The sequence below is a fragment of the Aquabacterium sp. CECT 9606 genome, assembly GCF_918741295.1.
Classification (GTDB): domain Bacteria; phylum Pseudomonadota; class Gammaproteobacteria; order Burkholderiales; family Burkholderiaceae_C; genus Aquabacterium.
This window is the reverse complement of record NZ_CAKKNB010000002.1, coordinates 732,453-747,898: the sequence shown is the minus strand read 5'-3', so window position 1 is coordinate 747,898 and position 15,446 is coordinate 732,453. Positions and strand designations below refer to the sequence as shown.

Below are 15,446 nucleotides of genomic sequence, written 5' to 3'. Positions count from 1 at the left end.
TGTCCTTGGTTTGCCGGTTCACTCAAAAGCGTGAGTTCAACTCCAACTGGATCACGTCGATTTTCAAGGGGGCGCTGCTCACATTGGGCACGCCACCGATCAAGGCACCGTCCTCCAGGTTGCGGGTGCTGGTCACGCGCAAGCCAGCCGACGTGCGGGGCCCCACGTAATAGGCTCCGCCGATGGACCACCCCGAGTAGTTGGTGCCACCGAGGTGCCAGGTCGTGTCGGTGAACGCATCCACCCACGCATCGCGCTCGAACTTGCGCCAGGCGGCGTATGCCATCCAGTCACCGCGCAACTCCTGCTTGGGGCTGCCAAGCTGTGCCCGCACTTGCAGGGCCGTGGTTTTCTCGGCCAAGGAAATTGGGGCGGCCGTTCGGCGGTTGATCTCGGCCAAGTCAAAGCCGGTGTTCTTGATCAGGTCCAGAGATGTCTTGAAGGTCACCGATTCCATGGCAGTGGTTTGGTAGCCCAGGTTCAACACCAGGGGTCGGAACTTGGAAGCCAAGCCCCAGACAGGCGCAGGCAATCCGGTCGATGTGTTCAATCGGATGAGGGTGTTGCCCTTCTGCCTGACCGAAGTGGGGTACTGCGAATTCAAGTAGCCACCGCTCTTGGCCACTGCGCCCGTCGGGGCCGGATCGGCACCGTCGTAGACGCCCTCCACGCCTTTGAAGTCATACAAGGCCAAACCCAGGCTGAACTTGTTCTTCGGATCCAGGTCCAGGTTGGCGCCCATCTGCACGCCATACAACCACTTGTCGGTGCTGGCCACCTCGAACTCCTGCAAAGGGAAGGCTCCCGCGGTTGCATAGACCCGGTTGGTGTCATTGAGCTTGAGCTGGTAACGGGCCGACACACCATCAAAGTTCAGATCGTCCGGCCAGGCCAGGTCAGAACCCGCGAATGGATTGGCCATGCGCCCTGCGGTCAAAGTCACATCCGGCGTGTTGGCATCCCATTGCAAAGAGGCGCGGTCTACCCACACCGCGTATTTGCTGAAGTTGCCGTCGCTGCCGCCCAGGGTCTGCGATGTGGACACAGGCCCTGCATTGCCGGTGCTCAGGCGCAAAGCCGTCTTGAAGCCGAACTTGAGGTCGCTGGTGATGCCGAGGCGGGCGCGCAGGGTCAAGCGGTTGCGGTTGCCGGTCGTGTTGACCAGATCCGGCGCCCAGGCCGGCGAATCGGCCTGCGAGTAGAAGGTGAACGGCGAGGCATTGTCATTGGCCCAGTCTTCGTACTGCCAGCGCACCCGCACGTCGCCCTCCAGGGCAATGCGGTTCAGCCACGACGGCAGGGCGCCGGGCTCCCCCCAGCGCTCGGTACGAGCCTGGGCCAGCACTTCGCGCTTGACCTCTTCACGCATTTCGGCCTTCAAGGATTCAGGCACATAAGGCACGCGGATGACCGAGCGCTTGGCGCCCTCTGCGACGGCAGCCGTGCCCCCAGGGGTCACCGATTGGGCGGGCGCGGCCTGGGCCTGCTGCTTGGCGGCCAGCAGCAAGGCATCGGCCTTCTCCTTGGTGAGCAGGCCAGCGTCGATCAAGGCCTGGATCAGGCCATAAGTGGTATTGCGCAACTGCTCAAGCTGCGCCCTCTCGTCCGTGTTGGACTGGGCTTGCGCGGTGCCCATCGAGCAGGTCAAAGCCAAGGCGATCATTGCTGCCACGGACGACCGAGGGAGGGGGCAGATTGGGAAAACGTTCATGAAAATTCTCTGATTAGTGCAAAGTGAGTCAGGCCTGGATCAACCGCCTTGCGGCATCACGGTCATGCTCAAGTTGATGGGTTGCGGCATGCCCGTCGGTGGGCGGCTGCGCAAGCTGGCTTTGGCTTTGTCCAGCGATTCGCGGACCTCGCGGTCAAGCTCCGGGCGGCTGAGGCCGCTCATCTCATAGCGGGAAATCTCGCCAGAAGCGTCCAGCCAGAGCTGGAGGGAGAGCTTCATTCTTGGCAACTCCGAGCCGCCCAGATGCCGCTCCAACTCCGACTGCAGCCGGCGTGTCAAGCCATCGGCAAACAAGCGGAACTTCTGGCGGTCCACTGGTGCCGAGGGCGCGCTGGCGCCGCCGCCACCCGGTTTGCCCTCCGTGTAGTCTTTGCTCACACTGCCGGCCGCGAACGGACTGCCGCCCTCGCCTGCCGCACCTTCGGCCTTGAGCTGCTGCCCAGGTGGCGCCGGGGTGGGCGTGGGCTGTGGCCGGTTGAGCTGCACGGTCTCCTTGGGCTCTTCTTTGGGTGGCTCTTTCTTGGGCTCTTCCTTGGGGGGCGGTGGTGGGGTGTCGGGCATCAGGGCCACTTTGGCGGTCTGCCGCTTGGGGGCTCCATGGCCAGACCCCGCCTGGCCCATGCCCCACCACACCAAGGCGGCCAAGGCCAACAGCACTGCCAGCCCGATGACGATGGTTCGCCAGTCTCGGGTGGACGACACCGTGGCGGCCGCCTCGAAATGCGGACTTTTGAGTGTGGACTCGTTCATGCTGGCCTCACTCACGTGCCGATGCGGGTGGTCACCAACGCCATGTTGACCTCCAGCTTGTTGCACAGGTCGATCACCGCCACCACCTTGTCGTAGTGCGCCTTGGCGTCACCTTTGATGGCCACCGTCATCTTGGGGTCGGCCGCCTTGGCCTGGCCCAACTGGCCTTCCAGCTCGGACAGGCTCACGCCCACGCCATTGACCGTGACGCCACCATCCGCCAGCACTTGCACGATCCGCAGGTCGTGCTGTTCAGTGACGGGCTTGTTGCTGGGCTTGGGCATGCTCACGTTCAAACCTTGCACGGACGCCGTGGTCATCAGGATGAACACCACCAGCAGCACATACGCCAGGTCCAGCATGGGCGTGACGTTGATCGTGTCGTAAGGTTTGGTTTCGTCTTGAACTTTCATCGCCTGCGCTCCTTACTGCGCGCGCTTGGTGACCAAGCCGATTTCGGTGATGTCCAGGCTTTTGGCCACGTTCAACACGTCCATCACCTTCTCGTACTGGGCCGAGGCGTCGGCCTTCAACACGACGGGCAGGTTGGGATTGGCTGCCTTGTACTGGGCCAGACTGCTGCGCAGCTGGTCCATGGTCACGGGATACGCGTCCAGGTAGACCTGCCCATCGGTGGTGATGGTGATCCCGCGTGTTTGCGGCTTGGCCAGGTTGTTGGCGGCCTGCGTGACGGGCGACTTCACCTTCACGCCTTGCACCGAGGCCGTGGTCATGATGATGAAGGTGACCAACAGCACATACGCCAAGTCCAACATCGGTGTGATGTTGATGTCGTCGTAGGCCTGCAGATCGCCCTTGATGTCAGCAGACATCAGCGCGCTCCGTGCACTTCGGCCACGCGGGTCACGAACTCATCGATGAAGATCTGCATGTCGGATGAGATGTTCTTGATGCGCGAGGCCAGGTAGTTGTAGCCGAACAAGGCCGGGATGGCCACGGCCAGGCCCGCCACGGTGGCCAGCAAGGCCGACGCGATGCCTGGGGCAATCGCGTTGACGTTCACATCGCCCGCCGCCGCGATGGCCGCGAAGGTGATCATCACGCCCACCACGGTGCCCAGCAGACCCAGGAAGGGCCCACCGGCGATGGCGATGGTCAGCAGCACGATGCCCGAGTTCAACTCCTGGCTTTCGCGGACCAGGTCGGCATCGATGGCGGCCTTCACCGCATCGATCGAGGCACCAGACAAGGGCTTGGCCTCGGCCTGGCCCACATCGCGCTTCTTCAACTCATGCAAGCCAGCAGCGTACAAGCGGGCCAGCGACGAGTGCTGGTAGGCGCCGTGCACTGCCATCACATCCTTGGCTTCGCGGAACTTCAGCAAGAAGGCGCGGTTGCCTTTGTCGGTGCGTCCCACCAACATGGATTTGCTGATCATCACCCAGAACGCCAACACCATCATGATGCCCAGGATGGCAATCACCACCCAGGCATCGACGGTGAGGTTGCTCACCAGGATGCCCATGTGGCTGGGCTCTCCACCCTCTCCAGATTCCGCGGTTTCGGCGGTCTCAGTTTTGGTGGCGACCAACTTTGCATCGGCGCTTTGGGCGGCATGGGCCAGCTTGACCCATTCAGCGCTGCGCACGGTGGTGTGCACCTGTACCTCGTCCACCAAGCCCTGCAAACCAGCGCCCACAGCCACATCGCCTTCGATGGCGGCCATGCTTGCTGCGGCATCAACTTGGGCCGCCTGGGCGCCATTGACGTACAAGGTCCACTTGCCACCGCCCAAGGTGGCGGCAATGTGGGCCCAGGCGTCCACCGGCACTTGGCCGCCGGATGCCTGCACATTGCCGACCGAGGCCTGCACCTGCCCATTGGCCAGCGCCACCTTGACGGGGCCCTGCTGGAACAGCACACCATTGGCATTGGAGGCCTTGACCCACAGGCTCACGCTCCAGGGACCGGCCGCTGGCGCGCGGGTCTTGTCTGAGGCGGGCCACAGCAGGGCCTTGCCGCTCAGGCGAGCCGCCGAAGCCATCAAGCCATTGGGATCGCGGTCAGCGGAAGCGGCGGGACCATCTTTCTCAGAGAAGTGCACCGCCAGGGCGGTCGATGCGTCCAGCAAATCGGCACCACTGGATTCGGCGGCGGCTTTCTCGTTGCCCGCATAGACGTGAATCTCGTTCTTGTCGGTGCCCGGCAGGATGGAGGGCACTTGCACCCAGACCAAGGCCAGCTCGTTGGTGCCGTCGAAGCGCTCCACCCAGAACTTCAAAGGTGTCTTGTCGTCGCCCGCCACCACGCGCAGGTCGCTGCCATCGGGCTTGGCCGCCAGGAAGTCGAAGTTGCCAGAATGCAGGCGCACCGGCACCACCGTGGCCGTCACGGCCTCCTTGGTCTCCACGCCCTGCGCAGTGGTGTTGAGGGTGACGCGCGTGCGTTGGGTCCAGTCAGGGTTCCACCAGGCGTGGGCAGTTTGCGGTAACAAGGCTGGCGCCAGGGCCGCCCAAGCCAGGGCCATCGTCAATTTGCGCATGGTCATTTCAATCAATCATCAAATCAAAAGGAGAGAAGTCGGCGATGAGCCGATTGGCTCACTTCGCAGAGTCAGCACAATCGCCCTTTTGCGTGACACCATCACGACAACCGGCCGCTGGATCGGGTAGTTCGCCACCGAAACCCAACAACTCCAGCAGAACCTGGCGTCGGTTGCGTCGTTTGGAGGCGCTGTTTTCGCCAGCGTCGTTGCCAGCCGCGGTGGCGGATTGACCCAGGGAGCCAACGTTGGTGGCGGCGTTGCCGACGGGAGGGGCTGCAGGCACGCCGATGGACGGGCCGCCTGCGGCAATGTTGTCGGCACCGACAACGCGGATGGCGCCGAGGGTCAAAGCGCCATTGGCCTTGATGCCGGCATCGCCCGCGTTGATCTCACCGCGCGGTGCAAACAGATCAAGCGCGCTGTCTTTGTCCAATGCGGCAATGCCACTGCCCGAGAACGATCCAGAGGTGTCCACCACGAAGTTCCCGCCTTCCAGCCGGAAGACCGGCGGCGGTGCCCCCGTCACGGTCTTGGCACCACGACCCGCGTCAATGTTGCCCTTGGAAGACCACAGCAACAAATCGCCCTTGGCCACCGTGAAGATGCGGGATTGATTGATGTCGATGTTGTCACGCGCCAAGGTCGTGATGTTGCCGCCCGAGGTGGTGACGATGCCCAGTTCAGCCGCTGCGCTCAAGTCGCTGCCGCTCAATTGCCCGACGTTGACGCCGCCGCCGGGCGTCATCACCGTGACCGTGCTGTTCTGCAAGGTCTTGACCTGACTGGCGCCCATCATCAGATTGGCCGTGGCCTTGCCATCGGTCAACCCCGGGAACACGGCCTCGATGGCCTGGTAGGCCGGCGCATAGGCCAATTCCTTGGCCGATGCCGTGGCCGCCACCGCAGCGGTGCGCCCCGCTTGGCGCACGTCGGTTGTCAGCTTGCGGTTGATGAACAGCAGCTTCTGCTCCACTGGCATGGCATCGAAAGCCACCAAGGCCTCGGCCAGTGTCGGTGCCCCTGCCAGCGTCAGCCGGTGTTGGACAAAGGCCCGCAGTTCGGCACCGTCCAGGCCCTTCTCCGCTGCCATGGCCAAGGCCTGCGTTCGCCGCTCTTCAGCCGTTCCCGACAGCTTGCCGATGCCGGCCACGCCCAGCAATTCGTAGTGGTCTTGCGCGGCCTTGCCGTAGTTCTGCGCGGAGGCCAAGTCCACCCCGGCGAGCAAGGTGAGGTTGGCACTGCCTTCGGGCAGCAAATCGTTCTCGCGGTTGCCCAGGGCGGTGATGCCCGGCACCGTGAGCACGTTCAGGTTCCGGCCTGCGGCCACGACCACGTCACCTGGGCCATGCGTCTTCAAGCCCGTCACGCTGGTGATGAGGTTGACATCACGTCCGGCCTGGATCAATGACAGCTCCAGATCCGATTGATGCTGCAAGACCACCGACCCTGCGGTGATGTCTTTGGCGGCCACCACCCGGACCGGGTTGCTCACCAGCGCCTCGTTCAAGGACACGGACCCGGTCTCGGACAGGATCCTTACCGGCTCTCTCGACCCGAGCTCGAATGCCTTCTGCAGGAACACCGAGGTCAGATCGGAAGGGCCATTGCCATCTTTTACGTTTCGCACAAGGAGGACGATCGGCGCAGCGCCAGAATCAAGGACCTTGACCCGCAGCTTGTCTACCTGAAGCGCCCCCTGCGCCAACAGACTCAAGTCGGCGCCCGTGCCGCTGGCCTGGTTCAACGTGGCCACTTGCAAGGCGCCCTCGGGCGCGGCCACCTGAGTGACCTTGGGGAACAGGTGCGCCACGCCAAGGTCCGTGCTCTGCATTACCTCGTCGTTGGCCGGCAGTTCAGCACTCAACAAGACATCTCCGCCAGAAGACAGCACGGCCATGCTGGCATTCGGCGCCAGGCCCACCACTTGAGAGCTCGCCTTGGACTTGTTCTGCCTGGCCGCGTTCACGGAGCCCACCTCGGTGATCGCGCCCAGCTTCAACATCTGACGAGACCAGATGCTGGCCGAGGTGTCCTGATAGTGGATTTGTGGTGCCGCCCGCGTCGGGCTGGCTTTGATGTCCCGACCTGCGGCCACGTTCAGGCTGGCCCCACCGGCGTGGATGAACACGCCTTCGACGTCGTCGGCGGCCTTGATCGCCACCGCGCCACCTGCAAACTGCGTGGTGGTGCCAGTTGCAGCGCTCACGTAGCCGCTGCTGGCCGACGACACCCCGATGTTCCTGACACTGCCACCCGCCTGCACACGAACATCACCGCCGCCGAAGCTGGCGATGCCTTGCTGGAACTTGTCGTAGCGGCTGAACCAGGTCAAGTCGAATTTCTCGTCCACAGTGCCACCGGCGCGCCACCACCATTCGGTGCCGTATTGGGCCGCGCCCGTCGCCAACGATTCAACATCGCTGCCCGCCGTGAGCTGCACGCTGCCGGCATCCGTCAGGTACAGGCCCTGGCGCACCAGGTTGAAGCCTGAGCCTTCACCGATGAACAAGCCATTGTTGAGCGAACTCACCGGCGGCGCGACCGGGCTGCCCACTTCGGCGTCCGTAGCCACACGGCCCGTGGTGTAGACCACCGCCCGGTCGTTGAGCAGTTGCACCTTCTGGCTCGCGGCCACCACGATGTCCCCGGTGGTGGTGCGAACCAGCACGTCCTTGTTGGTCGCACCGATGATGACGTTGCCCTTGGCATTGGTGGCATCGTCCCCCGTCAAAACAGGCTGGGTGGCGGTGACGTCGGATGAACCCAAGTCCGCACCAGCCACCAAGGTCAGGTCGGCGCCATCGCCAGGGGTGATCAACCCCAAAGGGGCCACCTTGGCCGCCGCCGTGGCACTGGTGCCCGATGAGCGGAAGCCATCGCTCAAGCTGGCCTGAACCTTCAGATCACCCTGCGCCCGCAAGGTCAGGTTCATGGGTTGGCCGTTGCCAGTGGGCTTGACGGTGCCATTGGCATTGAAGCTCAGCAGATTCCAATCGGCCGAAACGGTCATGTCGCCCGTGCTGCGCACCTCGGCGCCTGATCGCACCGCGAGCTTGCTGGCCAGGTCATGGTTGACCGAAGCCAGACGGTCCACGATCTTGCTGGCGTTCTGGCCCGTGGCACCGATGAACAAGGTGTTGTCGGCTTTGACCTTGTCGATGAAGGTCTGGTTGATCGTGCTTTGCTGGTAGACCTTGACGCCTTCCACCGTGATGCGGTCAACACCCGTCATCTGGCTCGCGATGGCTTCGATGGGCACCTCGTTGCCCGCTGTGCGCACGGCCCGCAAATCCAACTGACCACCCTGGCCCGCTGCACCGCCGCTCAGGTTCACCCCGGCGTCCTCACGAAGGCCAATCGACCCACCATCGCTGTGAATGGTCAGCTGGCCACCTTTGGCGCCAGCCTGCGTGGCGTTCGCCTTGATGGCAGCCAGTTGGCCCTCGCTGCCGGCCAGGATCACGTCGCCCTTGGCCGCCAGCTTGATCGATCCGGCCTGGGCGCCACTGGCGTCCAATTGCCCGTTGATGGTCAAGGCACCGCCATCGCTGACCAGTTTGATGTCCGCCGCCTGGAGGGTGGTGCCCGAGCCCACCGTCATGTCGCCAGCGCGCTGCCGCACGCTCAAGGCCTGGCTGAAATTGCGCTGCTGGGCTGTTTGCTGCGCCGCGATGCTACTGGCCAGTTTGGCCAGGTCCACGGCCTCCAGGCTGTCAATCGACAAGCTGCCACCGGTTTGCCCCACCCCTGCCAAGGCCTTGATGGTTCCGTCCAGGCTGACCTGTCCTGTGGGCGCGCTCAGGTTAACGCTGCCGGCGCTGATGCCTGCAGCACCACCCCCTGCAGAGACATCGATCACGCTGCCTTCGTTCAAGCGGATGTGCCCCGCGGCCGCCGTGGCGCTCAAGTCCCCGCCGGGCGTGGCCACCGTGATGCCGTCCATCACCTTGCTGCGCCCCGCCAGGTTGGTGATGGATCCAGCTCCAAAGGTGATGGCATCTTGGCCGTCGGCGCCACCGGCTTGCAAACGCAAGGCCCCTGATGACAGCTCGACCGTGCCCGCTTGCTCAATGCTTTGGCCTTTGAGGGTCAGTCGCCCTCCCGAGCCAGCAGTGGCCGCCAGCTTGCCCGCGGCATCACCAGGTCGCTCAATCCGCAAAGCCCCCTGGGCCGCGATCTCACCGTTGTCACCCGTGCGCGTGGTGATGGACTTCGCCTGCAAGGTGAGGTTACCCGTGCTGCTGAGCTGCGTGACCACCGGCGTGGTGGAGACCACCTGATCTTGCGCGTTGGTCACCGCCTGGCGCCGGCTTTGCAGCACGACGCTGCCTGCCGCTTCAATGCGGTTGGTTTCAGCGCCCGACATGGCCAGCGTACCGCTGCCCAAACGCACATGGCCATCGGCACCACCGGCGCCAGTGGCTGACAGTGTCAAGCGGCTGCCCCCGGTGGCCGCATCTGCCGCGACTGCGTTGCTGCCGCTGGTATTGGTCCAACTGACACTGCCGGCCTGGACATGTGCCACCGAAGGCTGACCACTGGGGCCATCCAGCACGCGCAAGGCGGCCGAATCCAGGGTCAGACGGCTTTGATTCGCACTTCCCAACTGAGCCTGCCCGATGAAGTCGATGCCATCGAAGCTGCGCAAGGTCAACGCTTTGGCCTGGGCCAACTGTGCGGCCAAAGTCGGGTTCAACAGCAATGTGCTGGTATCGCCAGCATCGGCCAGCGACTGCGCCGCGCCACCGCCCACCGCCATGCGGCCGGCCCCCAAGGTCACGCTGTCACCCGCGAGCTTGGCGGTACCGGCCACCTCTGTGCGTTGGGTCGCCTCCACGGTCACGGCCCCACCTGTCAGGACGGCGCCCTCACCCAGCACCACCTCGCCTTTTTCGCGGAGGGTGTTGGTGCGTGCGCTGATGGCGGAACTGTCCGCGCTGACGCGAACCAAGGCACCGTCGCCATCAAAGGCCAGGGCTTCCGAAGTCCCAGCACCCTTGGCTTCGATCTGGGCGCCATCCGCCACCAAAACCCTGCCGTTGGCGGCCAGGATGATGTCCGCGCCCGCATGCAAACTCACGTTCTGGTCAATGACCACGTCCGAGGCGGACACCAAGGTCTGGCGCGCCCCGCCCGAGGCATCGCCGCTGGCCACCGTGGTGCTCTGCCCTTGGCGCGTGCCGCCCAGCATCAGCGAACCGACACCGGTGGCATTGAGTTGATCCGCAGTCAGGATCAGCGCATCGGGGTGATCGGCGGTGGCCGCGCTGGCCGCTGCGCCATCGCTCACCACGCGAATCTTGTCCGAGGCAATGTTCAACTCCCCACCGCTCTTGAAGAGCGCGCGGCCCTCCAGGCTCAAGCGCGTGGCTGCCAGGTTGAGCGTGCCGCCTTGGGCCGTGCCCCGCGGTGCGGCCTGGTCAGCGGCCGCCGCCTTGCCCGCGAAGAAGGTGTCGGCACTGGCTTCGCGCACCTCGCTGGAACGTCTGGCCACGGCTTGGGACATGACCTCGTAGGTGGTGGCCGGGGCTGAAGAGGCCCCGACGCCCAGGGTGCTCAGTGTCGCGCCCACCAAGGTCGAGCCGATGGGCTGCGCCACGCTCTGCCCCACGGCCAGGTTGGCTTTGCTGCTCGGCTTGATCAGGAAGGCCCCCGGCAGCAAGGCGTAGCGAGCGGGCAGGACGGTGTAAGTGCCCGCCGGCAAAGGCCCACCAGCCCCAAAAGTGATCTGGCGCGCGGTGTTGAAGCCCAGCAAATCGTTGACCCCGGCGGTGTCGCTCAGCAGTTGGGCGTCGACCGGGGCGTAGCCCTTGACCGTCGGCACCACGGCAAAGGTGCCGGTGGTGTCGAAGCTGCCCGTGAAGACATCCTTGGAGCCGTTGGGCCCGGCCACGAACTCCCACGCGACAACTTTGCCGCCGGCGGAGAGGTCCAGCGTGGACCCCGCCTTCAACTCCACCAGCTGACCGGGCGCCTCCACGGTGATGGTTTTCTCGGGCAAGCGGTCAATGGTCTGACCGTTGACCTGCCAGGTGTCCTGGCCGCCCGTGGTGCTGCCGTAGGGTGCGGTGATCCCATCGCCCGACACCGAGGTCACGCTGCCTTCGTGCAAGGTCACACGCTCAGTGGCGCTCAAGGTGATCTGGCCGAAGGGCGCCTGGATGGTGCCTTTCTGATCGATGGTGGCGGCCTTGAACGTCAGGCTCGCCCCCACGGACAAGGGCGCCGCGGCCGTCGAACGGCCACCGTCGATGGTCAGGTCATGGCCCGATGCATCCAAGGTGTAGTTGACGCCGGTGCTGCCTGCCACTTGCTGGGTCAGGATCGTCACATCAGCAGCCGTGCTCAGTCCACCATTCGTCAACCCAGCTCCCGATGGCCGCAAGCGGACCTCTTCGTCGCCTATCAAGATTAGCTGACTGACACCATCCGTCGCCACGTGACCCGACAAGTCCAGCAGGGAGCCCTGCAACGCCAGTTGGGCCCCCGATCCTTCACCGGCCGCTGGCTGCCCGCTACTGACGTTGGTGTTGGTCCAGGACAGCACCGAGGCCGCCTTCAACAAGGATTGACCGGCATCCTTGGCCATCAGCACTGGCGCATCAAGCACCAGGTTGCGGCGCATCGTCAGATCAACGCGGCCCTTCAGTTCGATGTGATCCTTCGCCTGAAGCTTGAGGTCGGCAAAACCACCCTCCCTAACCATGTCGGCCGACACCGCGATGACGCCCAAATCTGGCGACTGTTGGCCATCAACCAGACCGGTTTGAAGGCGCACGGTCTCCGTGCTGCTCACCGACAGGGCGCCGCCCATGGCAGTGGCGCCACCCGCCTTGGCTTGCAGATCGCCAGCCAACACGCCTCCGCCGATGCCGGCGGTCACGCTGATGGCGCCACCATCGCTGGCCACAATCTGCCGCTGGGTGACAGTGCCCCCGCTCATCGAAGGCAATGTCACGTCCAGGCCGTCTACCGCTCCATTGGCCTTGAGCTTCGCACCCTCGGCCACAATCACGACACTGCCCGTGCCGGTGGTGAGGCCCAAGCCGATGCTGCCTCCGTTCAGGACCTCCCCTTGGCGCAACCCGCTGCTGGAGGGCTTGAGCACCGTCGCACCCGAGACATCAAGGCTGGCTTTGCTGCCGACCTGATACCGCCCGACATATTCCACGGGTCTGGTGAGGGTCTCATTGGGCAGTCCAGCCAGATCCAAGGCGATCTTTCCACCCGCCGAATGCACGCTGCCATTGACGAGCAACTCGTTGCCCCCTGTCAGCATGACCACGCTCTTGGGCCCAAGCTTGATCTGGCTGCCAGCGTTCAACCTCAAGCTGCCATTGTTCTGCATGCCGGTCGCATTGTTGTTCAGGTAGCCCCTGGACATCAAATTGAGGTTGACGGACGGAATTTGACCCTGTGGATCTACCACCGAGCTCGCCACGTTGTTCATGGAGCTGCCGGTGGCGGCCCAAGCGGCGCTGGCCTTGGGCGTCCACTGTCTGACCCGCGGCTCAATGACGGCGTTGCCCGCCACATCCAGATTCTTCACACCTTCCAGGTCGAAGTTCCGGAAGCCGCCCTGCGAGAACAGGTCCGTGGTGACGGTCACGCCATCCTTGCTCACACCTCCACGGATGGTGGCAGGACCACCATCGGCCGCAATCACCCGAATGTCGCCCACCTTGATGCGCAGCTTGCCGCTGCCCGCATCGCTGCGGCCAGCATCGTTCAAGGACTTGGCCGTGTTGACCATTTGCTGGCCCTGCAGGGTAGCCCCAAGATGGACATCACTGAACACGCCCTGCTGCGGGCCAACGGAATTCTGCGATTCCAGCACGATGGCACCCGCGCGGGTGCCGGTCATCGCACCTGCGGACGACACCGTGGCCCCCCCCGACACGTTGATGGCACTGCCATCCTGGAGGTTCAAACCGCCCGACGAGGCCAGCGTGACATTCCCGCCCGCCCAGGCGGCCTGCTGGCTCGCACCACCGACCTGGCGGTTGACGAAGTTGCCGGAAACGTCGATGGCTTTGCCCGCCTTGAGCGTGATACCGCCCAAGGGCATCACGCCCCCCTCCAGCGCGGACACCGCGGCGGCCGTGCTGACGTGAACATTGGCACCATGCCCCGTGATGTGCCCCCCCAGGACGATGCCATCGCCGAGGTCCACCGCCCTGGAACGCAAGGTCAACTGGGCCGCATCGGCCAGATGCAAATCGGTGCCATCGGCAACGGTGATGCTCCCCTCCGAGGCCACTTCGATGAGACCCGCGGCACTGGCATTGAGCGCCGAGGCCGACACGCGATTACCACCGGTGATGCTGCCCTCTATCGCGTCCTTCCAGAAGTCAGGAGACAAGGCCTGCGCATCCTTGCTGATGGTCATGCCCCGCAAGATGGCATCGCCAACACCCAGGGTCGCCATCTTGAGAGAGCCCAGCCTGATCGCCGATGCTGTAGCCAGCTTGTCCTGACCACGGATTTGGCGCTCACCAGCCACAGTGTCCGCCTTGACGTGCCCGAGGGCCACGACCGTGGGCGCATAGACGGCAAATTCACCACCGGCGCGACCCTCGACATAGCCAGCCTCAAGCCGCCCCTGCAAGCTGGTGCCCGGGGCCACGACCGTGCCAAAGCGCGTATCGTCGGCGTCGGCCTTGCTGAGCACCTTGGTGATCAGCACATCCTTGGAAGCCGTGTTGGCGGTGTAGACCTTGCCATCAGCACCCAGCAACTGCGTGGGCTTGACCACGGCACTGGTGTAGTTGACCTGGCCACCTGACACGTTGACCAAGCTGTCCTGGTGCGTGACCACAGCCCCCGTCGAAGCCAGGATGACGCTGCCCGCATCCGCCAGGCGTTCGCCCGCCGTCTTCTTCACACCAAGCAGGTAACTGCTGCCGACATCGTCCTTGGTGTGGCCGATCACAGCGGCCGATTCGCGAATGTCGAAGGTGAGTTTGGTTTGCGCCTGTCCGGGGTAGAGCGCTCCGCCCTTTTGCAGAGGTGCATCCTTCAGGTCCGTGGCACCGAGCAACTCGGTGGTCACGAAGTTGCGGTCCACGCCCACGGTGGTACCCTTGGTGCCGGACACGTCGATCAACACGTCCTTGCCCAACACGATGCGGGCGGTGGTTGAAGGAGCGGCCCCCGCGCCGATGAACGGATCAGCCCCGTCATCTCCCAACGCGCCTTGGAACGCGATGGATCTGTTGGAATAGCTTGGCCTGTCCTCAGCACGCACGTCGACGATGCCTCCCTGGGCCACGATGGCGCTCCCTTGCTCCAGAGAGATGGTCTGGCCAGACAGGTGAACGCGCGATTTGGTGAAGGTGCTGTTGCTGTCGTAGGCCTCACTGTTGTCGGGGGTGATCTCGATGCGGCTGCCTTCCGCCAAGGTCAATTGCCCACCCTGGTTTGCCATCACCGGCTTGTTGGCCGCGGGCGTTTCGGTCACCCGACGTGCTTGCAGAAACACCGACCCGTTGGACGTGGCCGAGGTAGTGGCCTGCAACTTGCCCGCATTGCGCACGGCATAGCCCACCAAAGTGATGTTGCCTTTCTCGGCCAGGATCTTGCCCAGGTTGCTGGCACTGCCCGCGCCAGACACTTCCACCAACAAGCCGCGCGTGGCCGTGAACTTGGGATTAGCCTCCGATGCGTAAATGGCGTCACGGTCGGGCGACTTCAGCCAGACCTTCTCCCCCCCCGCCAGCACGGTCTGCCCACCCGGCGTGGTGATCTCTCCCTCGTTCTCAACCTTGGGCGCCATCAGGAACACCCGCCCCCCGGACGCCGTGGTGATCTCCGCACCCGCTTCTACCCTCACAAAGTTGTCCTCTGGCGCATAGGTGGCCACGCCCTCGGCATCCTTCCACTCAAAGGTCGGGCTGGTGGTGTCGATGGTCGTCAGTCCTCCCAGGAACACGTCGTCATTGATGTCCAGCGTCGATGCGATCAAGCCCTGCACATTGACCTGCGCCGTCTTGCCAAAGATGATCCCGTTGCGGTTGATCAGCAGCACCTCGCCATTGGCATTGAGCTTGCCGAAGATCTGGCTGGGGTTCTGATCGTGGATGCGGTTCAAGGCGCTGGAGCCGGCCCCGCCCTGCATGTCGAAGTTGACGGTGGCATTGGCGCCGATGTTGAACGACTTCCAGTTGTAGATGGCGCGTCTGCTCGTTTGCTGTACCGTGGCCGTCACCGAATTGAGGCCCTGGTTCACCACATAGCTGCCGGCACCTTGCCCAGGCTTGATCCAGACATCGGACTTCACTGGGATGTCCAGTGCGCCGGGCGCAGCCCCCCACGCCGAACCCATCAAGACCGCTGCGGCCCAGGCCAACGGACGCAGGCGAGGCAAGGTGGCGGGCTGGGTACCAGGGCGAAGGCGGCGTGAGGTGGTCATGGCAAATCTCTGGTCAACGGCAAACAACGGGCAAACTGCGGAGAGGC

The 15,446-nt window shown here is 64.2% G+C and carries 6 protein-coding genes; all 6 read right to left on the bottom strand.

Annotation, left to right across the window (positions count from 1 at the left end):
• Nucleotides 1-22: 22 nt before the first annotated feature.
• Genes LQ232_RS11105 through LQ232_RS11080 form a run of 6 tightly spaced genes read right to left on the bottom strand, consistent with a single transcriptional unit; the run spans nt 23 to nt 15,399 of the window.
• Nucleotides 23-1,711, bottom strand: coding sequence for a putative porin (locus tag LQ232_RS11105; protein WP_230180380.1), 1,689 nt, complete (start codon nt 1,709-1,711; stop codon nt 23-25).
• Nucleotides 1,712-1,750: 39 nt separating this feature from the next.
• On the bottom strand, nt 1,751-2,482 hold the full coding sequence (locus LQ232_RS11100; RefSeq protein WP_230180379.1) for a hypothetical protein: 732 nt from the start codon (nt 2,480-2,482) through the stop codon (nt 1,751-1,753).
• Between the two features lie 11 nt (nt 2,483-2,493).
• Nucleotides 2,494-2,895 (bottom strand): biopolymer transporter ExbD, encoded by a 402-nt coding sequence (locus LQ232_RS11095; protein WP_230180378.1) that lies wholly within the window; start codon nt 2,893-2,895, stop codon nt 2,494-2,496.
• 12 nt (nt 2,896-2,907) lie between these two features.
• The gene (locus LQ232_RS11090) at nt 2,908-3,315 is read right to left on the bottom strand and encodes a biopolymer transporter ExbD (protein WP_230180377.1); all 408 of its coding nucleotides are present in this window, start codon (nt 3,313-3,315) and stop codon (nt 2,908-2,910) included.
• Nucleotides 3,315-4,985 carry a DUF2341 domain-containing protein gene (locus LQ232_RS11085; RefSeq protein WP_230180376.1) on the bottom strand — a complete coding sequence of 557 codons (1,671 nt, stop codon included), beginning with the start codon at nt 4,983-4,985 and terminating at the stop codon, nt 3,315-3,317. The genes LQ232_RS11090 and LQ232_RS11085 overlap by 1 nt, the downstream gene beginning before the upstream one ends.
• A 58-nt stretch (nt 4,986-5,043) precedes the next feature.
• Nucleotides 5,044-15,399: a filamentous haemagglutinin family protein gene (locus tag LQ232_RS11080; protein ID WP_230180375.1), complete on the bottom strand. Its 10,356-nt coding sequence runs from the start codon at nt 15,397-15,399 to the stop codon at nt 5,044-5,046.
• Nucleotides 15,400-15,446 lie beyond the last annotated feature (47 nt).

What these genes read in the sequence shown, in the direction of transcription:
- LQ232_RS11105 (WP_230180380.1), bottom strand. Translation starts at nt 1,711, where the DNA reads ATGAACGTTTTCCCAATCTGCCCCCTCCCTCGGTCGTCCGTGGCAGCA.
- LQ232_RS11085 (WP_230180376.1), bottom strand. Translation starts at nt 4,985, where the DNA reads ATGCGCAAATTGACGATGGCCCTGGCTTGGGCGGCCCTGGCGCCAGCC.
- LQ232_RS11080 (WP_230180375.1), bottom strand. Translation starts at nt 15,399, where the DNA reads ATGACCACCTCACGCCGCCTTCGCCCTGGTACCCAGCCCGCCACCTTG.
- LQ232_RS11100 (WP_230180379.1), bottom strand. Translation starts at nt 2,482, where the DNA reads ATGAACGAGTCCACACTCAAAAGTCCGCATTTCGAGGCGGCCGCCACG.
- LQ232_RS11090 (WP_230180377.1), bottom strand. Translation starts at nt 3,315, where the DNA reads ATGTCTGCTGACATCAAGGGCGATCTGCAGGCCTACGACGACATCAAC.
- LQ232_RS11095 (WP_230180378.1), bottom strand. Translation starts at nt 2,895, where the DNA reads ATGAAAGTTCAAGACGAAACCAAACCTTACGACACGATCAACGTCACG.